18 protein-coding genes and 1 pseudogene are annotated in these 24,409 nt (G+C 72.8%); 10 read left to right on the top strand and 9 right to left on the bottom strand.

The features are described from left to right. Nucleotides 1-19 precede the first annotated feature (19 nt). Together ABD973_RS04115 and ABD973_RS04110 are read left to right on the top strand one after the other, a co-directional pair. A complete protein-coding gene (locus ABD973_RS04115; RefSeq protein ID WP_345498522.1) occupies nt 20-2,740 on the top strand; it encodes a cation-translocating P-type ATPase in 2,721 nt (906 codons plus the stop codon). 17 nt (nt 2,741-2,757) lie between these two features. After that, a complete protein-coding gene (locus ABD973_RS04110) occupies nt 2,758-4,536 on the top strand; it encodes a SulP family inorganic anion transporter (RefSeq protein ID WP_345498520.1) in 1,779 nt (592 codons plus the stop codon). A 9-nt stretch (nt 4,537-4,545) separates the two neighbouring features. Here ABD973_RS04110 and ABD973_RS04105 read toward each other — a convergent pair whose 3' ends face one another. Further along, nucleotides 4,546-5,889: a diacylglycerol/lipid kinase family protein gene (locus tag ABD973_RS04105; RefSeq protein WP_345498518.1), complete on the bottom strand. Its 1,344-nt coding sequence runs from the start codon at nt 5,887-5,889 to the stop codon at nt 4,546-4,548. A 155-nt stretch (nt 5,890-6,044) separates the two neighbouring features. Here ABD973_RS04105 and ABD973_RS04100 point away from each other — a divergent pair, with 155 nt between their 5' ends. Continuing rightward, complete coding sequence (locus tag ABD973_RS04100; RefSeq protein WP_345498516.1) at nt 6,045-7,790, top strand: alpha/beta hydrolase; 1,746 nt, start codon at nt 6,045-6,047, stop codon at nt 7,788-7,790. Nucleotides 7,791-7,847: 57 nt separating this feature from the next. On the opposite strand, the gene ABD973_RS04095 is transcribed toward ABD973_RS04100, so the two are convergent. Together ABD973_RS04095 and ABD973_RS04090 are read right to left on the bottom strand one after the other, a co-directional pair. Continuing rightward, nucleotides 7,848-8,564 (bottom strand): CPBP family intramembrane glutamic endopeptidase, encoded by a 717-nt coding sequence (locus tag ABD973_RS04095; protein ID WP_345498514.1) that lies wholly within the window; start codon nt 8,562-8,564, stop codon nt 7,848-7,850. 48 nt (nt 8,565-8,612) lie between these two features. Next, nucleotides 8,613-8,900, bottom strand: a complete 288-nt coding sequence (locus ABD973_RS04090; protein ID WP_345504471.1) for a transglycosylase family protein — start codon at nt 8,898-8,900, stop codon at nt 8,613-8,615. Between the two features lie 416 nt (nt 8,901-9,316). On the opposite strand from ABD973_RS04090, the gene ABD973_RS04085 reads away from it, so the two are divergent. Next, nucleotides 9,317-9,736: a TOBE domain-containing protein gene (locus tag ABD973_RS04085; RefSeq protein ID WP_125823183.1), complete on the top strand. Its 420-nt coding sequence runs from the start codon at nt 9,317-9,319 to the stop codon at nt 9,734-9,736. Here the strand turns inward: ABD973_RS04085 and ABD973_RS04080 are convergent, their stop codons facing one another. The 3 genes and pseudogenes from ABD973_RS04080 to ABD973_RS04070 form a co-directional block, all read right to left on the bottom strand. Beyond that, entirely contained in the window at nt 9,737-12,511 is a 2,775-nt protein-coding gene (locus ABD973_RS04080; RefSeq protein WP_125823184.1) for a molybdopterin-dependent oxidoreductase, read from the bottom strand. Further along, the gene (locus ABD973_RS04075; RefSeq protein ID WP_125823185.1) at nt 12,508-13,332 is read right to left on the bottom strand and encodes an FAD binding domain-containing protein; all 825 of its coding nucleotides are present in this window, start codon (nt 13,330-13,332) and stop codon (nt 12,508-12,510) included. The genes ABD973_RS04080 and ABD973_RS04075 overlap by 4 nt, the downstream gene beginning before the upstream one ends. Nucleotides 13,333-13,460: 128 nt before the next feature. Next, nucleotides 13,461-13,706 (bottom strand): annotated as a pseudogene (locus ABD973_RS04070) (molybdopterin-dependent oxidoreductase); the annotation flags it as partial. Nucleotides 13,707-13,868: 162 nt separating this feature from the next. Between ABD973_RS04070 and ABD973_RS04065 the strand changes: the two are divergent. After that, nucleotides 13,869-15,368, top strand: coding sequence for a PucR family transcriptional regulator (locus ABD973_RS04065; RefSeq protein ID WP_345498509.1), 1,500 nt, complete (start codon nt 13,869-13,871; stop codon nt 15,366-15,368). A 173-nt stretch (nt 15,369-15,541) separates the two neighbouring features. Beyond that, on the top strand, nt 15,542-16,072 hold the full coding sequence (locus ABD973_RS04060; RefSeq protein WP_345498507.1) for a DM13 domain-containing protein: 531 nt from the start codon (nt 15,542-15,544) through the stop codon (nt 16,070-16,072). 128 nt (nt 16,073-16,200) lie between these two features. Here ABD973_RS04060 and ABD973_RS04055 read toward each other — a convergent pair whose 3' ends face one another. Further along, a complete protein-coding gene (locus tag ABD973_RS04055; RefSeq protein WP_345498505.1) occupies nt 16,201-16,524 on the bottom strand; it encodes a hypothetical protein in 324 nt (107 codons plus the stop codon). Further along, nucleotides 16,521-17,105 (bottom strand): RNA polymerase sigma factor, encoded by a 585-nt coding sequence (locus ABD973_RS04050; protein WP_125823189.1) that lies wholly within the window; start codon nt 17,103-17,105, stop codon nt 16,521-16,523. The genes ABD973_RS04055 and ABD973_RS04050 overlap by 4 nt, the downstream gene beginning before the upstream one ends. A gap of 430 nt (nt 17,106-17,535) precedes the next feature. On the opposite strand from ABD973_RS04050, the gene ABD973_RS04045 reads away from it, so the two are divergent. The 4 genes from ABD973_RS04045 to ABD973_RS04030 all read left to right on the top strand — a co-directional run bounded on the left by ABD973_RS04045 (nt 17,536) and on the right by ABD973_RS04030 (nt 23,680). Next, nucleotides 17,536-18,609 (top strand): hypothetical protein, encoded by a 1,074-nt coding sequence (locus ABD973_RS04045; RefSeq protein WP_345498502.1) that lies wholly within the window; start codon nt 17,536-17,538, stop codon nt 18,607-18,609. 184 nt (nt 18,610-18,793) lie between these two features. Continuing rightward, complete coding sequence (locus ABD973_RS04040; RefSeq protein WP_125823191.1) at nt 18,794-20,623, top strand: ABC transporter ATP-binding protein; 1,830 nt, start codon at nt 18,794-18,796, stop codon at nt 20,621-20,623. Between the two features lie 386 nt (nt 20,624-21,009). After that, entirely contained in the window at nt 21,010-23,073 is a 2,064-nt protein-coding gene (locus ABD973_RS04035; protein ID WP_125823192.1) for a SpoIIE family protein phosphatase, read from the top strand. Nucleotides 23,074-23,242: 169 nt separating this feature from the next. Next, entirely contained in the window at nt 23,243-23,680 is a 438-nt protein-coding gene (locus ABD973_RS04030; protein ID WP_125823193.1) for a hypothetical protein, read from the top strand. 50 nt (nt 23,681-23,730) lie between these two features. Here ABD973_RS04030 and ABD973_RS04025 read toward each other — a convergent pair whose 3' ends face one another. Continuing rightward, nucleotides 23,731-24,387 (bottom strand): DUF305 domain-containing protein, encoded by a 657-nt coding sequence (locus ABD973_RS04025; protein ID WP_125823194.1) that lies wholly within the window; start codon nt 24,385-24,387, stop codon nt 23,731-23,733. Nucleotides 24,388-24,409 lie beyond the last annotated feature (22 nt).

The raw sequence follows: 24,409 nt of genomic DNA, 5'->3' as shown, positions 1-24,409 counted from the left end.
ACGGATCGGAGGCAGCACGATGACCGTGCGGTCGGTTTCCCCGGGTGAGCAGCCGCAGGCTGCGGAGGACGCCTGGTACACGCGTGATCCCGATGAGGTCGCAGCGGCCTTCGGCGTCGATCCGGCGGTCGGCCTGTCCGCGGCCCGGGCCGCGGAGCTCCTGGCCGCGCACGGCCCGAACGCGCTGCCGGCGGAGACGCGGACGCCGACCTGGCAGCGGTTCCTGCGTCAGTACCGCAGCTACATGCAGCTGGTCCTGCTGGCCGCGGCTGTCGTCTCGCTGCTGATCCAGGAGTGGACCACGGCGATCCTGCTGATCGTCCTGACCCTGCTGAACGCGGTGATCGGCCTGCGCCAGGAGGGCAAGGCGGAGAGCGCGATGAACGCGCTCCAGTCGATGATGAAGGCCTCGGCGCGGGTGCGCAGGGACGGGAGGGAGGCGGAGATCGCCGCCGAACAGCTCGTCGTCGGCGACATCGTGCTCATCACGGCCGGGGACCAGGTGGCGGCCGACGGGCGCGTCATCGAGGCCAGCGCCCTGCAGATCGACGAGTCGGCCCTCACCGGCGAGAGCGTCCCGGCCGCGAAGGACACCGGTACGCTGCCGGCCCCCCTGCCCGCGCCCGGCGACCGGACCTGCATGGCGTTCATGAACACCCCGGTCACCCACGGCAGCGGCGTCCTGGTCGTCACCGCGACCGGCGCCGGCACCGAGGTCGGCAAGATCTCCGGGATGCTGTCGGCCACGGAGAAGGAGGTGCCGCCGCTCACCAAGGAGCTCGACACCCTGACGCTGTGGATCACGGGCGCGGCCGGCCTGACCATGATCGTGATGTTCGCCCTGGGGCGTCAGCGGGACCAGGCCTGGGACGTCCTGTTCGTCAGCGCGGTCTCCCTGGCCATCGCCGCCATCCCCGAGGCCCTGCCGACCGTGACCCAGGCGATCCTGTCCGTCGGCAGCCTCAACCTGGCCGAACGGAACGCGATCGTCAAGGAGCTGCCCTCGGTCGAGACCCTCGCCTTCACGTCGGCGATCAACTCGGACAAGACCGGCACGCTGACGATGAACGAGGTGACCGTCGTCGAAGTGCTCACTCCCGCCGACCGGTACACCGTCTCGGGCACCGGCTACGGGCTCGAGGGGAAGGTCCACCACGCCGCGGGGACCTCCGCGGCCATCGAGGACGCGATCCTGCCCTACGTGGTGGCCAGCGACGCGAAGCTGGTCGACGGCAAGGTGGTGGGCGATCCCACCGAGGGCGCACTGCTGGTGCTCGCGCACAAGACCGGTCTGGACGTCGACGGCACGAGGGCGGCCTTCCCGCGGCTCGCCACGCTGCCGTTCGACCCGACGTACAAGCTGATGGCCACCTTCCATTCGGCGGTCGACTCCTCCGGCCGCCAGGTCGTGCGCTGCTTCGTCAAGGGCGCGGCCCCGGCGGTCACCTCGCGGGCGGCCACCGCGCTCGCGGCGGGCGAGAGCGTCCCCTGGGACGCGGAACTGGCCGGGCGCGCCGAGGCCCAGACCCTGCGGATGGGCGGGGAGGGACTGCGGGTGATGGCGGCGGCCACCCGTGAGCTGGACCCGGACGGGTTCGACCCGGACGGCGACCTGCTGGGGTACGTCACGGGGCTGTGCATGACCAGCCTCGTCGGCATGGTCGACCCGCCCCGCGAGGAGGCCAAGGCCGCGGTGGCCGGCGCCCAGGAGGGGCACATCCGGGTCCGCATGGTGACCGGCGACGACGTCGTGACCGGTGCGGCCATCGCCCGGCAGCTCGGCATCCCCGGCGAGGCGGTCCTCGGTGCCGACTTCGCCGCCATGAGCGAGGAGGAGCAGCTCGCCCGGATCGACGGCATCGGCGTGGTGGGGCGCGTCGCGCCGGAGCACAAGGTGCTGCTCGCCAACACGCTGAAGAAGAAGGGCGACGTGGTGGCGATGACCGGGGACGGCGTCAACGACGCGCCCGCCATCAAGGCCGCCGACATCGGGATCGCCATGGGCAGCGGCACGGACGTGGCGAAGAACGCCGGTCGCATGATCCTCTCCGACGACAACTTCGCCACCATCGTCTACGCCGTGGAGCAGGGCCGGCGGATCTACGACAACCTCACCAAGTACATCCGGTTCGTCCTGCTCCTGCTGGTCACCTTCGTGGTGACCTTCCTCGGCGCCACCGTCTTCAACATCGCCGCCGGTGAGCCCTTCACCCCGCCGCAGGTGCTGTGGATCCACTTCGTGGTCAACGCCTCCTTCGGCTTCGCGCTCGGCTTCGACCGGGAGAGCCCCGGGCTCATGCGCCGCAGGCCCCGTCCGCGCGGGGAGTCGGTGCTCACCCGGCCCGTGCTGATCACGGTCGGGCTGGCCGGACTGGCGATCACGGTCGTCCTGCTGGGCCTGATCAAGCTCGGCGAGGCCCACTACGACAGCACGGCGACCGGCCAGTCGATCGCGTTCACCGCGTTCGCCCTCTGTCTGATCGTGGCCGCGTTCGAGTGCCGGAGCGAGACCGACTCGGTGCTGACGACGACCACCTTCGACAGCAAGCAGATGAACTGGGTGGCACTGGCCCAGTTCGTCCTCGCGGTGATGGTGACCCAGATGGACGGCTTCCGCCGCCTCCTCGGGACGACCGAGATCGACGCACGGCAGTTCGGCTGGGCGCTGCTCGCCGCCGTCGCGCTCCTCCTCCTGTGGGAGCTGGGCAAACTCGTGGCACGCCGGTCACGACGCACCTGATGGGCGGAGGAGGGCCGGTGACCACCCGGCAGGAGGACCGCGGGCTCCGCCGCCGGCTGCGGGCCGTTCCCGGGGTCCGCGCGCTGTCGTCCTACCGGCGCGAGTGGCTGGTCAAGGACCTGGTGGCGGGTGTCGTCCTGACCACACTGCTGGTGCCGCAGGGCATGGCGTACGCCGAACTGGCGGGCCTGCCGGCCATCACCGGCCTGTACACGACGATCCTCTGCCTGCTCGCCTACGCGGTGTTCGGGCCCTCCCGGATCCTGGTGCTGGGCCCAGACTCCTCACTGGGGCCGATGATCGCGGCCACCGTGGTGCCGCTGGTGGCGGCCGGCGGGGACCCCGGGCGGGCCGTCGCGCTGGGGTCGATGCTCGCGGTCATGGTGGCGGCCATCATGATCCTGGCCTCGGTCGCGAAGCTCGGCTTCATCGCCGACCTGATCTCCAAACCGACGATGATCGGTTACATGAACGGCCTGGCGCTGACCATCCTCATCGGTCAACTGCCCAAGCTGCTCGGCTTCAAGGTCGAGGCGGACAGCCTGATCGGCGAAGCCACCGGATTCGTGGAGGGGCTCGCCGCCGGTGAGGCGGTACCGGCCGCCGCGGCGGTCGGCTGCGGCGGCATCGCCCTGATCCTGCTCCTGCAGCGCTTCCTGCCGAAGGTCCCCGCGGTGCTCGTGATGGTGGTCCTGGCCATCGCCGCGACCACGGCCCTCGACCTGGGCGCGCACGGCGTCGGCCTGGTCGGGAAACTGCCGGAGGGCTTCCCGCCGTTCACCGTCCCCCACATCCGGCTCTCCGACCTGGGGCCGCTGCTCGTCGGCGCCGTGGGCATCGCCCTGGTGTCCCTCGCCGACACGATCTCCAACGCGTCGGCCTTCGCGGCCCGCACGGGGCAGGAGGTCCGCGGCAACCAGGAGATGGCGGGGGTCGGCGCGGCCAACCTGGCCGCCGGGCTCTTCCAGGGCTTCCCGGTCAGCACCAGCGGATCGCGTACGGCGGTGGCCGAGCGCGCGGGAGCCAAGAGCCAGCTCACCGGCATCGTCGGAGCCCTGCTCATCGTCCTCATGCTGGTACTGGCGCCGGGGCTGTTCCGCAACCTGCCGCAGCCGGCCCTCGCCGCGGTGGTCATCACCGCTTCGCTGTCGCTGGCCGACATCCCGGGGACGGTGCGGCTGTGGCGGCAGCGCCGGGCGGACTTCCTGCTGTGCGTAGCGGCCTTCCTCGGCGTGGCGCTGCTGGGTGTGCTGCCCGGGATCGCGGTCGCCGTGGCGCTGTCCGTCCTCGACGTCTTCCGGCGCGTCTGGTGGCCGTACGACACCGTGCTGGGGCGGGTGCGGGGCCTGGAGGGCTACCACGACATCCGCTCCTACCCGCAGGCCGCACAGCTGCCCGGGCTGGTGATCTACCGGTTCGACGCCCCGCTCGTCTTCGCCAACGCCAAGACCTTCCGGGACGAGGTCAGGAGGCTCGCCGCCGCGGACCCGAAGCCGAGCTGGATCGTGGTCGCGGCGGAGCCCATGACCGATGTGGACACCACCGCCGCCGACGTGCTGGAGGACCTCGACGAAGCGCTCAACGCGGACGACGTGCACCTCGTGTTCGCCGAGCTGAAGGACCCGGTGCGGCGCAAGATCGAACGGTACGGTCTCACCCGCACCATCGACCCCGCCCACTTCTTCCCCACGGTGGAGGCCGCCGTCGCCGCCTTCCGCCGGCGCACCGGAGCGCAGTGGACGCCGCACGGGCCGGCCGAGCCGCCCGAGCCGTCCACCGGGGAGGAGGGGGCCTGATCCCGTAGGTCAGGCGGCCGCCCCGTGCCCGGTCGCGGCGCGCCCCATCGTCAGCGCCAGACGGCGCACCCGGCGCCAGTTCATCGGCGGTGCGACGCGCGGCACGCCGGGCCTGTGCCGCGGCACCCACACGCGCAGGGCGCGGGGCACGAGACTGCAGCGCACCGGGGTGGGCAGCGACAGGGCCTCGCCGTCGACGCCGACCGGGATGACGGCGGCGTCGGCGTCCACGACGACCTCCCGGGCCGTGGCCTCGGTCAGCCCGCGCCCCTGCCCGTTCTGCAGCAGGAGTTCCGTCGCCTCGGCCGCGTTGCCGACGTGGACGCACAGCACCCCGAGCCTGCCCGAGTCCAGCCGTTCCCGGCGTCCCAGGCCCGCCGAGTCGCCCCGCTGGTAGGGGTTGTTGCTCACGAGGACGGCCTGGGGGCCCTCCATGGACAGCGAACCGGCACGGACGGCGAGCCGGGCGCCGGTGTTGTGCGCCAGCAGGTCCGGCAGCATCTCCAGCATGGTGCGGGCCTTGTCGTCGCGGTAGGCGGGGCTCTGGACGACTTCCGCGTACACGCCGAACGAGGCGTTGTTGATGAAGACGCGGCCCGGTCGCCGTTCCCCCTCCTCCCCGGTGTGGAGGTAGCCGATGTCGATGCGCTGCTCGACGCCGTCGGTCAGCGCCTCCAGACAGGTGGACGGGTCCTGCCGGTCCAGGCCCAGGTCCATGGCGAAGTGGTTGCGGGTGCCGGCGCTGATCACCATGAACGGGAGGTCGTGTTCCGCCGCCACCCCGGCGACCAGGGCCTGCGTACCGTCACCGCCCGCGACGCCGAGCAGGTCGGCGCCGCGCCGGACTGCCTGCCGCGCGAGCTCCTCCACGTCCTCGTGGGTCTCCGGGTCCAGGACGTGGACCTCGGCGCCCAGGGCCCTGGCCCGCTCGGTCAGCCGGAACTTCTCGACCTTTCCGCCGCCCGAGCGCGGGTTCATGATCAGGAACGGGTGCCGGGCCCGGCCGGCGGGGTGCTCGGGCATGCCCGGCGGGCGGTCCTCCCGCAGCGCGGACCTGCCCGCGTACACGGCCAGCATCCACAGGGCGACGGAGACCAGTACGACCCACAGCAGCCCGGCCGCCGCGTACAGGACCAGGACGGTGACCGGCGCGGCGACCATCAGCAGCACCGCCCCGGCCCTGATCAGACCGGTGTGGGTCAGCATCCACCAGGCACCCGCCACCGTGAGGACCAGCCCGGCCCACCCCACGCCCATGAGCAGCAGGCTCCGCAGCCCGCCGAAGAGCACCAGGACCACGACCGCCGCCGCGCCCGCCGCCAGGGCCAGACGCGCGGCCCACCGCGTACTCATGGGGTGACCTCCCACCGCTTCGGCGTCAGCGTTCACCTCAGGGTACGAGCGGCCACCCGGCGCGGCACGTCCGTCGTCCCGCGCGCCGCCGCGGGCCGGATGGCAGAACGGGCCGGGCGGGGGGACCATTTTCCTGGATTCCCTGGAGGTCAGCCATGGCCCATGACACGTCGGTCCCTCCGCCGTCCCCACCGAACGGGCCGCCGTCGCACGACGACGACGGCGGCCGTGAGGAGGCCGGGCACGTCGGGCCGTCACCCGGATCCCGGTGGCGGCGTCTGCTCCCCCGGCTCACGCTGCCCGGCTGCTGGACCGCGCTCGTGCTGGCGTGCCTCTCCTTCACCCCGTCGCTGCTGCCGCGCGGGGGCGTGCTCCAGGGGCTGATCTGCGGGATCAGCGCGGCCATCGGGTACGGGATCGGCGTGGTCGGGGCCTACGTGTGGCGCGCCTTCGCCGACCGGGACGCGCGGCCCCCCTCGCGCGGGTCGTGGCGCCTGCTGCTGATCGGCGCGGTCATCCTGTTCGGGCTCGCGTTCGGGTTCGGCCAGTACTGGCAGCACCAGATCCGCGGGCTGATGGGGGTCACCGACTACAACGTCCTCACCGCCGTCGCCTGCCCGTTCGTCGCCGCCCTCGTCTTCTGGCTCCTGCTCCTGACCGGGCGGGGGCTGCGGCGGCTCTACCACTGGGCGGCCCGGCTGCTCGGGCGCTGGATCGGCCCGCGGGCGGCGCGGGTGGTCGGCTGGATCGTCGTCGTGGGTCTGGCCTGGGCGGTGTTCAGCGGGGTGCTGCTGGGCGGCTTCGTGAACGCGGCCAACGAGGCGTTCTCCGTGCGCGACACGCAGACCCCCGAGGGCGTCCACCAGCCCACGACCGCCCTGCGCTCGGGCGGGCCCGGCTCGCTGGTGCCGTGGGACACGCTGGGCAGGCAGGGCCGGGCCTTCGCCGCCGGCGGACCGACGGCCGCGCAGATCGGCGCGTTCACGCACCGCCCGGCGCAGGAGCCCGTCCGGGCCTACGCCGGGCTGGAGACCGCCGACAGCACCGAGGCCCGGGCGGAGCGGGCCGTCGCGGACCTCGAACGGGCGGGCGGCTTCACGCGCAAGAACCTGCTCGTGATGACGACCACGGGCAGCGGCTGGGTCGATCCGGCCGCCGTGGACTCGTTCGAGTACCTCGGCGACGGCGACTCGGCCACGGTGGCGATGCAGTACTCGTACCTGCCCTCGTGGATGTCGTACCTCGTCGACCAGTCCAAGGCGCGCGCGGCCGGCCGGGACCTCTTCGACGCGGTCTACGACGTCTGGTCCAAGCTGCCCCAGGACCGGCGGCCGCGGCTGTTCGTGGCCGGGGAGAGCCTGGGGTCGTTCGGCGGCGAGACGGCCTTCAGCGGGGCGCACGACCTGAGCAACCGCACCGCGGGCACCCTCTTCGCCGGTCCGCCCAACTTCAACACCCTGTTCCGCGAGTTCAGCGACCACCGCGAGCCGGGCAGCCCCGAGATCGAGCCCGTCTACAAGGACGGGCGGACCGTACGGTTCACCGACGACCCCACGGCGGGCATCCCGCCGACGGGCCGGCCGTGGGACGGTACGCGCGTGCTGTACCTGATGCACCCGTCCGACCCGATCGTCTGGTGGAGCCCCGGCCTCGCCCTCTCCGAACCGGCCTGGATCCGCGAGAAGCCCGGCACGGACGTGCTCGGCTCGATGGTCTGGATGCCCTTCGTGACCTTCTGGCAGGTCACCGCCGACCTGCCGTTCTCCACCGGCGTGCCGGACGGCCACGGCCACACCTACAAGGCCGCGTACGTCGACGGCTGGAACGCGGTCATGCGGCCCACCGGGTTCACGGCGCAGGACCTGGACCGGCTCAGGGAGATCATCCACCCGCAGGGCTGACCCGGACCTGACCCCTACCCGGCCCGGACGGCCACCGGCTCCCCGCCGCCGCGCTCGTCAGCGCAGCAGGAACCCGGCGACGTAGCCGAAGGCGTTGACCGCCCAGTGCAGCCCCATGGGGGCCAGCAGGCTGCCGCTGCGACGGCGCAGTTCGCAGAACAGGACGCCGGCCGCGGCCGTGAACAGCACGGCCGCCGCGACCGCCGCGCCGGCGCCGGCCGCGGAGTCGCCGAAGACCGGGTTCAGGCCGGGTTTCACCGCCGCCAGGTGCAGGGACGGCAGGACGTGCCACAGACCGAAGAGCAGGCTCGACACGGCCGTCGCCCAGACGGCTCCGCGGGCCCGGTCCACCAGGCCGTAGAGCACGCCGCGGAAGGCCACCTCCTCCACCAGGACCGTGCCGACGGGAACCGTCACGAACACGCGCAGCATCAGCTCGCCCCCGCTCATCCCCTCGTACCGCCGGTCCTCGAACAGCCCCCTGGTGACGGGCAGCAGGGCCCCCACCAGGTAGACGAGGGCGACGAGCCCGGCCAGGGCCAGCGCCCAGCGGGCGCCGCGGGCCAGGGTGCCGGGGGCCAGGCCCGCGTCCGCGCGGGTGCCGCCGGCCCAGCGGAGCACGCCGAGCAGCAGGGCGCTGACCACGACGGCGGTCACCAGGCCGGTCAGGCCGCTCCAGCGGTGCAGGACGACGTTGGCGGCGACGAGCACGGCCACCGTGAGGCCCACGGCCGGCCAGGTGCCGATCCGTCTCGGGTACCGGCTCTGCGGCATCCGGTCTGCTCCTCCGGTCGACGGCGGGCGCCCTGTCGGCGGTGTCCGTCAGTGGCGTCGTGCGCAGGTCCAGGCCCCCATGCCCTGGATCTCGGCGAGTCTTCTCGCGGTCGCGATCTGCTGCGCCTTCGTGGCGAGGTCGGCGCGCGGTGCGTACCTGCGGCCTCCTGCCGCGTTCCAGCTCGACTGGGTGAACTGCAGGCCGCCGTAATGGCCGTTGCCGGTGTTCGCCCGCCAGTTGCCGCTCGATTCACAGCGGGCGATGGCGTCCCAGTCGGTGCCGGGTCTGGAGTGGACGGCGGCGGCGTGGGCACCGGAGACGTCCAGCAGGGACACGGTCAAAAAGACGGCGGAGGCCAGCAGTTGGCTGATCACGCTCCGACTTCTCCAGTCCTTCCCGTTGCGCGACATAGTCCTCCTTCGCTGTTGGGGCGAGCCTGCCGCGACAGCGGGCGGGCCCGCGCTCGGCCCCGTTCGGGCCGAGGGCACAGCACAGCACGGACCTGTCTGCTTGCGGCGGCACTTGCCGTCGGCGAACGGATGACGCCACCCGAACGGACGCCCGCCCCCGGCAGCACGGGACCCCGTCGGCGAGCGGCATGTGGTCCTCAAGAGGACCGTGAACGACACCTGCTCAGGTCAGTTCCGACGATGCGCCTGCACAAAGGGGCGGAGAGTGTGCCGTAGGGTCGGAACAGCCCAGGCCGCAGCAGGGTCTGCGGTCCGGACGACTTTCCTGTGAGGCGTTTTCCATGAGCCTGAGCATCCGCAACCAGATCCCCGGCACGGTCACGGCCGTCACCACCGGCGAAGCGATGGCCACGGTGCGGGTGCGGCTGGCGGGCGGTCAGGGCATCACCGCGGCGATCACCGCCGACGCCGTCAAGGACCTCGGCCTTGCCGAGGGCTCCGCGGTGAAGGCGCTGGTGAAGTCCACCGAAGTGGCCCTCGCCACCGCCCCGGTGGAGAACATCTCGATCCGCAACCAGATCGCGGGCACCGTCACCGAGGTCGCCATCGGCGGTGCCATGGGTTCCGTCAGGGTCACCGTCGAGGGCGGTGAACTGACCGCCGCCATCACGAAGGACGCCGTGGACGCGCTCGGCCTGGCCGCCGGGACCTCCGTCGTCGCGCTGATCAAGTCCACCGAGATCTCGCTCGCCGGCGCCTGATCACACGGCGCTGCCGCGGTCGAGGGCGAGCCACATGCGGTCGCGGGTCACCGGCAGCTCCGTGAAGCGGATCCCGGTGGCATCGCGCAGGGCGTTGGCGAAGGCCGGCGCGACCGGGTTGAAGGGGCTCTCGCTCATCGACTTGGCGCCCAGCGGTCCGATGGCGTCGGAGGTCTCCATGAAGTGGACCTCCGTACGCGGGACGTCGGCGTACTGCGGGAGCCGGTAACGGCGGAAGGCGGTGGTGGTGACCTCGCCGCGCCCGTCGATCCGTACGTTCTCGAAGAGCGTGGCGCCGAGCGCCTGGGCGACGCCGCCCTCGACCTGGCCACGGCACTGCATCGGGTTCATGACCTTGCCGGCGTCGGCGGCGTGCACGCTGCGCAGGATGCGGATCTCGCCCGTGCCGGGGTCGACGGCGACGCGGAACCACTGGGCGTTGAAGGCGACGGAGCGCGGGGAGCCGCCCCAGTGGCCGTCGGCGGCCAGCTCCTCCTCGGCGCCCCTGGCGTGCGCCGACCCGTACAGCTCCTTGAGGGTCACCACCCGGCCCGCGCAGTCGAAGGCTTCGGCGCCGAGCGTGCACAGATGGCGGGCCACTCCGGTGTGGCGGGCGGCGAGGGTCTTGAGCCGCTCGGCGAGCGACGTGGCCGCCAACAGCACCGCCTTGCCCGCGACGACGGTGCCGGCCGAGCCGAAGGCGCCGGTGTCGTGGCGGACGACGTCCGTGTCGGACTGCCGGATGCGGATCCGGTCCTCCGTCGTGTTCAGGGCGCCGGAGGTGATCTGCTGGTGGACGGTGGTGGTGCCGTTGCCGAACTCGGCGGTCCCCACCGCGACGTCGTACGTGCCGTCCTCCAGCAGCGAGATTCGCGCGTCGGCGTAGTGTCCGCCGGGCGGACCGGTCGCGATCATCGCCATGGCGGCGCCCTGGCCGGTGAGCCAGCCCTCCGGGACCTCCTCCGTGCTGGTGTCCTCGGCGAGGGCCCGGCGGACCACGCCGAGGCACTGGTCGAGCCCGTAGGAGGCGATGTGCAGGTCCTCCTCCTCGCCGATCGGGCTGACCATGTGCTCGCCCGCGCCGATGACGTTCCTCTCGCGCAGGACCAGGGGGTCCATCCCCAGGCGGCGGGCCAGCTCGTCCATGGCCGACTCCACGGCGAACGTGACCTGGCCCAGTCCGTAGCCGCGGAACGCCCCGGCCGGCACGCAGTTGGTGTAGACGGAGTACGCGTCGACCTTCTTGTGCGGAGCCCGGTAGACGGCGAAGGACTCGCCGACGCTGTGGAACATCACGGCGGGGCCGTGGTTGCCGTACGCCCCGGTGTTGGCGACCACACGCATCTGGACGGCCGTCAGGGTGCCGTCCGCGCGGGCGCCGAGCTTGATGCCGATGGTGAACGGGTGGCGGGTGGTGGCGCCGTGGAACTGCTCGGCCCGGGTGTACTCCAGCTTGACCGGGCGACGCAGCTTCAGCGCGGCGAGGACGACGACGTCCTCGGTCAGCATCTCCTGCTTGCCGCCGAAACCGCCGCCGACCCGGCCCGCCACCACGCGTACCTCGTCCTCCGGCAGCCCGTACAGCGCGCACAGGGCACGGCGGGTGAGGAAGGGGGCCTGGGTGGAGGAGCGTACGGTGAGCCGCTCGCCGGTGCCGTCCTCCTTCGGCTCGAAGTACGCCACGCTGCCATGGGTCTCCAGGCTCGCGTGCTGTACCCGCTGGGTCCGGAACGTCTCCTCGTAGACCACGGCCGCCTCGGCGAAGCCGTCCGCCACGCAGCCGATCTCGCCGTGCACCTCGCCGGCGACGTTGTCGGCGGCCCGGGCGATCCGCGACTCGGGTCCCTTCTCGCCGTGCAGGGCGGGCGCGCCCGGCCGCATCGCCTCCTCCGGGTCGGTGACATACGGGAGTTCCTCGTAGACGATCCGGACGCGGCGGCAGCCCTCCTCGGCGGCCTGTTCGCTGTCGGCCACGACCGCGGCCACGCGCTGGCCGACGTAGCGGACGACGTCGTCCAGGACCCGGGTGTCGTCCGGGTCTTCCGTGGGGTGCTCGTGGCGGGCGGTGGAGTAGAGGGTGGTCGGTGCGTCCTCGTGGGTGAGGACGGCGTGGACGCCGGGCACCCGCAGGGCGTCGGCCGTGTCGATCGACACGATCCGGGCGTGTGGGTGCGGGGAGCGCAGCAGCTTCATGTGGAGGAGGCCGGGGACGTCGATGTCGAAGGTGTAGCGGGCGGTGCCCGTGACGACCTGCGGGCCGGCCGGTGCTCCGAGGCTGCGCCCCACCGCTCCGCCCGCGCAGGGCCGTTCGGTGTGCCGGACGCCGCGGACGGCGTCCTCGATGGCGCGGTAGCCGGTGCAGCGGCAGATGTTGCCCTTGAAGGCGCGGGGCAGGTCGTCGAGCTTGCCGTCGTCGTGCTCGGTGCCGCGCTCCGCTTCCAGGGCGGCGGTGGTCATCAGGAACCCGGCGGTGCAGAAGCCGCACTGGAAGCCCTGGGCGTCGAGGAACCTCTGCTGGACGGGGTGGAGTTCCCCGCCGGGGCGGGTCAGGCCCTCGACGGTGGTGACGCTGCGGCCGTCGGCGCGGAAGGCGGGGTAGAGGCAGCTGTGCACGGGCTCGCCGTCCACGTGCACGGTACAGGCGCCGCAGTCCCCGGCGTCGCAGCCCTTCTTCACACCGAACCAGCCCTGCTCGCGCACGTAGGTGCGCAGGCACTGGCCCGCACGGGGTGCGGTGTCGGCGGGCTGCCGGTTGATGTGCGTGCGGAAGCTCATCGGGCACCGTCCCGGGTCAGTTCGCGGCGGATCTCCTCGGCGAAGCGCAGCGTCATGTGCCGCCGCCACTCGGGAAGCCCGTGGATGTCTTCGAACCACTCGTCGTCGGCGACGGCGGAGCGGATGGCGCGGCTCAGGCCGTCCGCGTCCGGCGGCAGGGGGAACCAGAGGCGGAACGGGCGGGTCGTGGCCGCGGTGACGGTGATGGCCAGGGAGCCGTCCCGCGGGCCGAGCGTGCCGATGACCAGCGCGCCGGAGCGCCCCAGGCCGTAGAGGGACGCCTGGCGGAAGGCCGTACGGCAGGCGAGGGCCGACGCGGGCAGGGTCACCGAACGCAGCAGCTCCCCGGCGGCCAGGTCCTTGCGGCCCGCGCCGAGGACGAAATCGGCCGCTTTCACGCGACGCGTGGCGCCGTCCTGCGACCGGAGCAGGCACGTCCCGTCCAGCGCCGCCGTCAACGAGATCATCGGCCCGGCCGGCAGTGCGTTGCAGAGGTTCCCGCCGACGGTCGCCGTGTTCCAGATCTTGAAGGAGGCGAGGAAGGCGCGGCAGCACTGCTCGAACAGCGGCCCCGCCGGCTCCTCGAGCCGCCGTCCGTACCGGGAGAGCTGGGTGATCGTGCAGGTGGCGGCGATCTCCAGCGAGCCGTCGGGCAGGCGGGTCAGCGGCTCCCAGCCCATCCGGCTCAGGTCCACCAGCCGCCGGACGTGCGGCTGCGGCTCGGAGAACAGGTACGTGCCGCCCCCGAGCCACGCGTCACCCGGCCGCCAGGGCTCGTGTCGACGCGCGTCCCGCACGTCCAGGACTGTGTTGAGATCCATGACCTACCACCCGTTCGCGACCTTCTCGTCCTGTTCAGTGAAGTCGCTGGGGTGGCCGGAATCGACTGGAGCCGCACACGGAAATCCCCGGGGCCGTCAGCGTCCTCCTGGTGGATCGACCAGGTCGCTCATGTGCGGGTTCCCTTGAACTGCGGGGTGGTTGGTGCGTCGCCTGACTCGGCGGGGAGCGGCAGGGCGCCGATCCGGAGGCAGGTGAGGGCGCTGACGTAGCGGGCTTCGCAGCGGTCCGTCGGGACCACGAGCTGGCTGCCCTCGGCGTCGAGGTCCCGCCCGTCCATCCGGGTGGCCAGCAGCACGGGTGCGTCGCCGAAGTCCTCGTCGACCTCCGCCCAGGCGAGCACGCTGCGATGGCCGCTACGGCGGAACATCCGACCGTCCCACCCTCGCTCATGGAGCATCGCCCAAGAGGTATTTCAGGCCATCGGCCTGGCATTTACGATGTGAAAAGCCGCATCGCCCTGGCGAATGCGGATCGGCGGACACTCCTGTCCGCTGCAATGCAAGGGGGCCGGAACATGCACGTCGAACAACTGCTCCAGGACGAGGATCTCGGGCTGCGGCTGCTGTGGGCCGAGGACCCGCTGCTGCGCAGGGAGATCAGTGGTCTTACCGCCACGGACCTCGAAGACCCGACGCGATTCCTGCAGCCGGGCGAGATCGTCCTCAGCGGGCTCGTGTGGTGGTCGGCCGACGGCGGGCGCCAGAAGGCGGAGCAGTTCGTCTCCTCGCTCAGCGGGGCCGGAACGGCCGCCCTCCTGGCTGGGGAGGAGACGCACGGGGCGGTGCCCGACGACATCGTCATCGCCTGCATGAACCACGAGATCCCGCTCATCGCAGTCCCGGCGGAGGTCAGCTTCCGCACCATCACGGACGCCTTCTACCTCAGAGAGTGGGGCCGGCTCAGCCGGCGTCCCGCCCCCCATCACGCCCTCCCCACCGCCGTGCGCACCCAGTTGCAACGGCTGCTCACGGCCGGGGCCGGACCGGAGGAGCTCCTGAACGCGGCCTCCACGCGGCTCGGGCCCGCGGCGTGCAGCGTCCTCACCGCCACCGGCCGCATCGTCGCCCGCACACCGGGGACGCCGGTCCTGGAGCCCCGTCAAGCGGCCGAGCACATCAGGGGCGGGGTCGGCGTGACCCTGCCGATCGAAGGAGAGGGGTCCCCCTACGACCGCTGGTACCTCAACGTGATGGACGCGACCGACGTGCCCCCGCGCGTCCTGCACGAACTCGCGGGCGTGCTGGCCGAGTGCCGAGAGCGGGCGCACGAGAACCCGGCGGACGAGCGGTCCGCCGAGCTGGGGCAGCTGCTCGGCGCCTCTGCGGCCGATCCGGTGGCCGTCGCGGAGCTGCTGCGCTCCTGCGGTCTCCCGGACGAGGGCCCGTTCCACGTGGTCGCCGCCGGCACGAGTACGGGCGATGCGGGACGAGCCGTCGCCGTGCTCGTCGAGGCCCTCGCCCACCAGGGGGCCGCGCACGTCGTCACGGAACTGAACGACGGCGCCGCAGCCCTCGTATCCGGGCCTTCTCCGCGCAGCACACTGGAGTCGGTCTGGCCGCTCCTGCACGCCTGCGACCCGACCACGCTCCTGCACGCGGGCGTCAGTTCCCAGGTCGCCGCGCCCGACGGCCTCGAGGGGGCCGTGCGCGAAGCCCGCTACGGTCTGGACTCGGCCCGCGGCGCCGCCCCCGACCGCTCGGAGGTGAGCGACACCGGCAGCTTCACCACGCTCGCCAGACTCCTCACCGGTCTTCCGCGCGAAGTGCGCAGGGCCTTCAGCGCGCGGGTACTGGGGCCCCTCGCCACAGAGGACGGCACCTCGGCCGCCATGCTGCGGGAAACGCTGGAGACGTTCCTCGCCCACAACGGTTCCTGGGCGCGTACGGGCGAATCCCTCCACCTGCACGTCAACACGGTGCACTACCGCGTCCAGCGCATCGAGGTCCTCACGGGCCTGGACCTCTCCCGGCTCGACCACCGCCTCGACCTCCGTGCGGCGCTGCTGTGCCGTTGAGGGGCAGGACGTCGGCACGGTCGCGCGATACGCGGGGAACCCGCGCCGGCCTCCGCAGCGACGGCGCGGGTGACGCCGTAAGGATTTCGTCATCGGGGCGGGGCTGTCCGGCGCCGGCCCCCTCACGTTGGATGGGGGTGAAGGTGAAGAGACGGGTCGGGAGGAGGGGCGTCGTGGGGCGCTTCGCGAGGAAGCAGTGGTGGGCCGCGGGGGCCGTGGTGGGTGCGGTGGTGGTGTCGGCCGTGCTGGTGTGGTTCAAGCCGTGGGCGCTGTGGGTGGACGAGACGGTGCACGAGGCGCTGCCCTCCGCGTCGAACGCCGCCCCGCAGGCGGCGGCCTCCCCGGCGGGGCCGGTCACGCTCGCGCAGGGCACCTTCATCAGCCACGAGCACGCCACCACCGGCACGGTGAAGATCATCCGCCTCGCGGACGGCACCCACACGCTCCGCCTCGAAGGCCTGGACACGAGCAGCGGGCCCGACGTGCGCGTCTGGCTCAGCGACGCGCCCGTCAAGGAGGGCACGGAGGGCTGGCGGCTCTTCGACGACGGGCAGTACGTCAACCTCGCCAAGCTGAAGGCCAACAAGGGGGACCAGAACTACCCGCTGCCCGCGGACCTCGACTGGGCGAAGTACTCCAGCGTCAGCATCTGGTGCGACCGGTTCGACGTCTCCTTCGGCGCCGCGGCGCTCGCCCGCACCTGAGTCCCCGGACGGCCCCGCCCGGTCGAGGAGTTGGCGAAGACCCGGGCGGCGAGCCGGGGGCGGCCGCGAGGTTCTCGTACCCGGTCGGCCCGCACCGGCCGCCGCCGCCCCCGCCGCCCGCCCGCGCGTCACTTGCGGGTGGTGGCCGCCGGGTCCGCTCTGGTGAGGGTGCACGTGCCGTCCGTGCACGCGCGCTGGAGGCGGCCGCGGGAGATGGTCTGGGCGAGGCCGACCATCCAGCAGGTCGGGCAGCCGCGGAAGGCGATCAGGGACAGCGGGGCCGCCAGCAGGGCGGCCGGGCCGACCGTGGGGACCAGGGCGATCGAGCCGATGATCAGGCCGAAGCCGAGGACACCCCGCGCCAGGTGGCGCGGGACGGAGCTGCTGGCGAAGTCCGGCCGGGCGGTAGCGAGCTGTGCGGTAGCGGGCCGTGCGGGCTTCGTGGTCGTCATGGTCGTGGGTCTCCTGCCGCTGGGTGGGTGGGCTGTGCCAGGGAGAGCCGCAGCGTCGCGCGGGCCCTGTGCAGCCGGGACTTCATCGCGGCGGTGCTCAGGCCCAGCGCGTCCGCCACGGCCCTGCCGGGCAGGCCCTGGACGTCCCGCATGATCAGGACCTGCCGCTGGTCCCGGGGGAGGGCGCTCACCGCCGCCGCGATCCGCTCCGCCTCCAGCCCGCGCAGCACCGCCTCCTCGGCGGACATCTCCGCCGGGCCGTCCGGGCCGTCCGGGGCATCCGGGCCGGCGTCGTTCCGGGAGACGAGCAGCCGTACCTGGCGCAGGCACTCGTTGCGCACGATGCGGAACATCCACGAGGCGAGCGCGCCCGTGGCCCGCAGGGTGCCGATCTTCCGGTAGAGGATGATCAGCGCCTCCTGCGCGGCGTCCTCCGCGTCCTGCGGCGAGGAGCACAGCGAGAGGGCGAACCTGCGTACGTGGGGCTGCGATTCCATGACGACGGTGGTGAGGGACGTGACGTCGCCGTCCTGCGCGGCCTTGATCAGCCGGTCGTCCGGCCAGGCGAAGCGTTGTTTCATGTGCTGCTCGTCTCCGACGGGTGCCTCGGGGTGCGTTCGGTGCTCAGCCGCGGCTCTTGAAGCGCCGCAGCAGGTGCCAGGAGCAGGCGCCGACGAGCAGGGCTCCGACGACTGCGAGGGCGGTGATCAGCATGGGGTGCCTCCGTGGTGCGGTGGTGTGCGGGGTGTGCCCGGTGGGTTCGTACGCGGACAAGAGGCGGGGAGGCGCCCTGAGGATTCGCCCCCGGCCGGAATTTCTTCCGTGGGTCCCCTGGTTCGGCCGCCCGGCCCGGTTCGACCGTTTCGGCCGTTTCGGCCGTGTGGCGGGAAGGCGCGCTGTAGCGTGAAAGGGCACCCCACGGCGACTCCCTCCCGGGATCCGTGCGCGCTGCCGTGCCCCGATCCTCCCCCCACCCGGTCCACCGTTCCGTGTCCGACCGAAGGGAAGACCATGAGCACCCAGACCCCGTCCGTGCCGTACCCGAACCTGCTGCGCTGGCTGGCCGGCGAGGCACCCGACACCCCGAAGATCGCCGCCGAGCTCAGGACCATGGCCGGCCTGCCGCACTACGAGCGGTTCCTGCTGGACCTGGAGGACGAGCGGGGGGCCTTCCAGGCCGCCCTGCTCGCGGCCTTCCCCCAACCCGCCCTGGACAAGAGCGACTTCTCCCAGGCCCAGGGCAGCCTGACGGCGGTGACCTCCCCGACGCTGAAGACGGCCGGCCCCGTCTGCCTGACCTCCCTCGGCGAGCCGCGCGACGCCTTCAGGCCCGCGTACCTGTGGACCGCCCCCGACGGGGTGCTCCGGTACAAGGGCGGCACGGTGTACGTGACGACCCTGAACACGCGGATGAAGCTCTCCGCCGACAACACCGGGCGGCTGTACGTCGCTTCGGCGAAGCACCCGCTCAAGCTCTGGATCCGCAAGGGCAACCAGGACGCCACCGTCCAGCAGGTGTTCACGGTCGTGGCCGGCGCGGGTGCGGGCGGGTACGACGCCCTCGGCGCGCAGGGCGTCGTCGCGTGGGACAGCTCGCCCGGCGGGCCGCTGGACACCCCGAAGGGACTGGTGACCGTGATCACGAAGAGCGGCGCCTTCCGCTCGATCACCTGGACCACCCCCTACTGCACGGCAGGCTGGGTCGACTCCCTGCTGCCGACGCTGATCACCCGCGGCACCATCCCCGGCCCCGGCGGGGAGAAGAAGATCGCGCAGAACGTCCACTCGGCACAGATCGTCGGCAGCGCGTGGCTGCCGGACGTCGACAACCTCGACTGCAAGCCGTCCGAGATGCCCCCGCAGTGGCAGGCCGACGTGGCGGCCACCCTGTGCCCGCTCGCGGCCAACCACGTCCAGCTCGGCCACATCACGGAGTTCTGCGGCATCCTGAAGAAGGCGGGCTTCGCCGCGGGAGGCACGGACCTGGCGGCCCGCATCACCTACCTCCTCGTCAACCACCCGCAGCGCCGCGCGGACCTGGAGTCGCTCCCCCACATCAAGGCCTACTACAAGCAGTGCTTCTGAGCGGTACGGCAGGTACGGCCTGGTAGGGCGGGTACGGGCCGGTAGAGCCGGTACGGTCCGTGCGAGGACGGTGCAGACACCATCCGATCGGCGGAAAGAAGGAGAAAACGCTTGGACGGGGCGAGCGGCCCTGCGGAACACTGCGAACCCTGTCCTGCCACCGCTCACACCGCACAGGGTTGGTATGGGATCTCCCGAAGCACACCGAAGTCCGCCGGGCAGGGGCCCGGTACTCCTCGCACTCCGCCACTACGGGCGGGAGCTGTACCGGCTCCGCCGCCTGGCCGCACCCGCCATGCTGTTCCCGGCGCTGGGCAACATCGGCATCAACTACGTCGCACCGCTCGTCGTCGCCAAGCTCGTCGGCCGGATCGCCGACGACCGCGGCGCCGTCGCGTCGGGCATCGGCCCGGTCCTGCCCTACGTCCTCGGGTTCGCCGGCGCCCTGCTGCTGTCCGAGGCGCTGTGGCGCCTCGGACTGCACTGCCTCAACCGGCTCGACGCACTCGGCGTCGAGCGGCTCTACGTCCTCGGGATGGACGAACTGTTCGCCCAGGACGCCGCGTTCTTCCACGACAACTTCGCCGGCTCGCTCACCAAGCGGGTCCTCAGCTTCGCCTCCCGGTTCGAGGAGTTCGTCGACACGCTGACCTTCCAGATCTTCGGCAAGTTCGTGCCCCTCGCCTTCGGCTCGGTGGTGCTGTGGCAGTACGAACCACTGCTCGTCGTCGGCCTCCTGACGATGATCGCGGTCACCGGGTTCCTCGTGACACCGCTGATCCGCCGCCGGCAGCGGCTCGTCGACCAACGCGAGGCGGCCATCGCCCGGGTCTCCGGCCATGTCGCCGACAGCCTGATGAACATGGACACGGTCCGCGCCTTCGCCGCCGAGGAACGCGAGGCCGCCGAACACCGCTCGCGGGTCGCCGAGTCCCGGCGGCTCATGCTCCGTTCGTGGGACTACGGCAACCTGCGCATCGACACGATCGTCGCCCCCATGTCCGTCCTGACCAACGCCCTCGGCCTGCTGGTCGCCGTCGGGCTCGCCGCGCGCGGGCACGGCGTGGAGACGGTCGTCGTCGCCTTCACCTACTACGGCAACGCGACCCGGATCATGTTCGAGTTCAACCAGATCTACCGCCGTCTGGAAAGCTCGATGACGGAGGCCGCGCAGTTCACCGCACTGCTGCTGACCCCGCCGACCGTCCTCGACCCGAAGACCCCGGAGCCGCTGCTGTCCCGGGGCGCCGAAGTGCGCTTCGAGAAGGTGGACTTCGCCCACGCGGGCGGGGAACCCCTCTTCACCGGGCTCGACCTGGCCGTGCCCAGCGGGACGAAGATCGGCCTCGTCGGCCGGTCCGGCGGTGGCAAGACCACCCTCACCCGGCTGCTGCTGCGGATGACCGACATCGACGGAGGGCGGATCACGGTCGGCGGCCAGGACATCAGCCGGCTGGCCCAGTCCGACCTGCGCGGCCTGATGGCGTACGTACCGCAGGAGCCGGCCATGTTCCACCGCACCCTGCGCGAGAACATCGCCTTCGCCCGCCCCGGCGCGACCGACGCCGAGATCCGCCGGGCCGCCGAGGCGGCGCACGTGACGGAGTTCGCCGACGCCCTGCCGGACGGCTTCGACACGATGGTGGGGGAGCGCGGGGTGAAACTCTCCGGCGGACAGCGCCAGCGGGTCGCGCTGGCGCGTGCGATCCTGCGGGACGCCCCGATCCTGCTGCTCGACGAGGCCACCAGCGCCCTCGACTCCGAGAGCGAGATCCTCGTCCAGGACGCCCTCTGGCGGCTCATGGAAGGGCGGACGGCGCTCGTCGTCGCGCACCGGCTGAGCACCGTCGCCACCATGGACCGGCTCGTCGTCCTCGACCGCGGCCGGATCGTGGAGCAGGGCACGCACCAGGAACTGCTCGACGCGGACGGTACCTACGCGAAGCTGTGGCAGCACCAGTCGGGCGGCTTCCTCGACGACACCCCGACGGCCGGAGCCGACCTGCGCCCGTGACCCCGCCCCGCCCTCCCGCCGGGCACGGCGCGGGGGCGGTACGGGGGCGAGGGTGCGGGGGCACGGCGGGCCGGGGAGGGGCGGGGCGCAGACCGTGCCGCCCCGGCGTCGTGGACCCCCTGCGGCCCCGCCTCGGGCGCACCCGCGCCGACCTGCACGGATCCGGCCCGCCGGCCGCCGGCGCCGCCCGGACCGGTCCCGGAGCCCACCGCCGTACGGGTCACCGAGCGGGGCGCCGGCCTCACCCGCGACACGGGGCGGCCGGGCCCGGCCGGCGGTGGGCGGCGGGCCCCGGGAGGCGGCGGCACCCGGACCGGCAGACGATGGAGGCGTGCAGGAGCCACACGACCCGGCCGCCGCCGGCGGACCCCGATGAGCGAGGTTCCGTGAACGAACAGGTCCCGGTCGACGAGCTGATCAGCAGCGCCGCGCAGGCCGCCGGCGGCTGGCTGGGCGCGCTGCCCGTCGCACTCGTCGCCACCGGCGCCGACGGGACCGTCGTCCGCTGGAACCAGACCGCGCAGGAGCTGCTGGGCTACACCCCGCCCCAGATGCTCGGACGCAACATCGCCGACCTCCTGCACCCGGGAGCCGACCGCAGCCTCGGCCGCTCCCTGTGGGAGGCCGCCGCCTCCGGACGCGGGGTGATGGGCACCGTCACCGCCTGGCACCGCGACGGGCACCCCCTGGAGGTCGAGATCTGGGCCTCCCCGGTCTCCGACCGGCAGCACGGCTCGACGGTGCTCGTCTTCGCCGCCGACGCCCACGTCGCCCGCCGCATCCGCGGCTCCTCGGCGGTCTGGGACGGCCTCTTCGCCCGCTCGCCCGTCGGCATCGCCATCCTCGACACCCAGCTGCGCTTCCTCCAGGTCAACGCCGCCCTCGAAGCCATGAACGGCTTGCCCGAATCGGCGCACGTCGGACGCCGCCTCGCCGAGATCCTCCCCGAGGTCAACGCCCTGGAGATGGAGGAGGCCATGCGGCAGGTCCTGGAGACCGGGAAACCGGTCCTGGACCGCCGCCGCGTCGGCCGGACCCCCTCCGAACCGGACCACGACCGCGTCTGGTCCTGCTCCTACGTCCGGGTGGAGGACCCCGCCCGCATGCCGATCGGCGTGATCGCCTCCCTCGTCGACATCACCGAGCAGCAGCGCGACCACGTCGAAGCCGAAGCCGGCCGGCGCCGCCTCGCCCTGCTCAGCGAGGCCAGCATGCGCGTCGGCTCCAGCCTCGACCTGGAACGCACCGCACAGGAGCTCGCCGACCTCGCCGTACCGCGCCTCGCCGACGCCGTCACCGTCGACGTCCTCGACGCCCTCGCCCGCGGGGACGAACCCGGCATGGGGCTGACCGGCGGCGCGGCCCTGCGCCGGCTCGGCCGGGCCCCCCTGTCCGGATCCCGGGTCACCGACATCCTCGCCCCCCTCGGCCGGACCCTCACCTTCCCCGTGACCGCCCCGTACACCCAGGCCCTCGCCGCACGCCAGCCCTTCCTCGTCGCCCGCCTCGACGACAAGGCCGTGGCCCCCGCCGCGCGCCACACGTCGAAACCCGCCCAGCTGCTCGTCGCGGGGGTGCACTCCTTCGTCATGGCGCCCCTCGTCGCCCGGGAATCCGTGCTCGGCGTCGCCACCTTCTACCGCACCCGCCCCATCGGGCCGTTCACCGCCGAGGACGTCACCCTCGCCGGGGAACTCGCCGCCCGCGCCGCGCTCAGCATCGACAACGCCCGGCTCTACCACCGCGAACACGAGACCGCCGTCATCCTCCAGCGCAGCATGCTCCCGCAGCACATCACCCCGCCGCCCGGCATCGAGGTCAGCCACCGCTACCTGCCCGCGAGCGACGTCAACGAGGTCGGCGGCGACTGGTACGACGTCCTCGCCCTGTCCGGGGGCAAGGCCGCCCTCCTCATCGGCGACGTGATGGGCCACGGCATCGCCGCCGCCGCGGTCATGGGCCGGCTCTCCGCCTCCGTACGCTCCCTCTCGCGTCTGGACCTCTCACCCGTACAGCTGCTGCACCAGCTCGAGGCCGCGCTGGCGGACCTCGCCGAACCGATGCTGGCCACCTTCCTCTACGTCGTCTGCGACCCGGCCACCGGCCGCTGCACGGTCACACGCGCCGGACACCCCCCGCCGGCCCTCGCCCTCCCGGACGGAACCGTCCGCCTCCTCGACACCCCGCCCGGGGTCCCGCTGGGCGTCGGGGGCATCGCGTTCACCCCCACCGAGGTCGAAGTGCCTCCGGGCAGCCTCCTCGTCCTCTACACCGACGGCCTCATCGAGGCGCGCGGCAGCGACCTCGACGAGCGGCTCGGCGAACTGACCCAGCTGCTCGCCGACCCCCAGCGCCAGCTGGACCACCTCTGCGACTCGCTGATCACCCACCTCGTCCCGGCGGCGGCCGACGACGACATCGCCCTGATGGTCGCCCGCGTCGGCGGCTGAACCACCCCTTCCGCCGGGGCCGGACGCATGACATGGGGGGCGGGCACGGCCGGCGGTGACTCGTTCGGGTGAAGTCAGGCCTCAGGGCGGGAGGGGTGGGTAAGCCTGCCGCCGAGGTTCCGTGCACCATGCACCGGAGCCGATCGTCCCGGCCGCCCCTGGAGGGCCCATGTCCATCGCACGCCGTATTCCCCAGCTGCTGACCGCCGCCTCCGTCGCCGTGCTCCTCTCCGTCGCCGGAGCGGGCCTCGCCGCCCCGGCGACCGGCGCCACGGCCGCCGTGGCGGCGGAGCGTTCGGCCCGGGTGCCCGGGTTCAACGCGGGCGGGGTGTACGACATCTACCAGAGCAACGCCACCGTCCACGTGGACTTCTCGCAGAACGCCGAGGGACGCCTGTTCGGGTCGGTGCGCTCCGGCAACACCGTCGGCAACGTCCGGGAAGGCTCGGTCGACGGCCAGGAGATCTACTTCGTCATCGCCTGGTCGCACGGCCCGGTGGGCCGCTACACCGGCAAGCGGGGCCCGGACGGCCGGCTCTCCGGTACGACGTACGACCTGACCAACCCGTCCAGCCAGGCGACCTGGCGCACCGAGCGCCGGTTCTGAACGGGCCGGGGAGCCCCGTAGGTTCGTGCGGGGCTCCCCGGGCGTCGGGGTCAGCCCTTGCCGAGGAGCTTGTTCATCCGGGTGATCTCGGCGCTCTGCGAGCTGACGATGGCCGCGGCCATGTCCTTGGCGGGCTGGTACCTGCCGTCGGCCTGCTCCGTCTTGGCCATGGCGACGGCACCCTCGTGGTGCTTGACCATCAGGTCGAGGAACGCGGTGTCGAAGGCCTTGCCGGAGGCCCCGGTGAGCTGGTCCATCTCCTCGCCGGTCATCATGCCGGCCATGGAGTGCCCGGCGTGCCCGCCCTGCGCGGCGTCGGCCGCCGGGACCTGCTCGCCCCAGGCCGTCAGCCAGCCGGACAGCGTCTTGATCTCCGGGTCCTGGGCCTTCTTGATCTCGGCGGCGAGCTCCTTGACCTCGGCCGACTCGGCACGGGTCGCGGCGAGGTCCGCCATCTCCACCGCCTGGCGGTGGTGCGGGATCATCCCCTTGGCGAAGGCGGTGTCGGCGGCGTTGTTGGCGGCCTGCGGCGCTCCGGCGGAAGGCTTGGCGGAGGTGGACGCGGAGGCGGACGCCGTGGCCTCGTGGCCGCCGTGAGCCGAGGAGCCGGAGCCGGCCTTCCCTCCGCAGGCGGCGAGGACGAGGGCGGCGGTGGCGGCCGCGGTCAGCGCGGCGGTGCGGCGGATCAGGGAACGCTTGACGGTCATGGCGGTGCTTCTCCTGTAGGGG

It is taken from the genome of Streptomyces racemochromogenes, from assembly GCF_039535215.1.
GTDB lineage: Bacteria > Actinomycetota > Actinomycetes > Streptomycetales > Streptomycetaceae > Streptomyces > Streptomyces racemochromogenes.
This window is presented reverse-complemented; position numbering and strand designations above follow the sequence as displayed.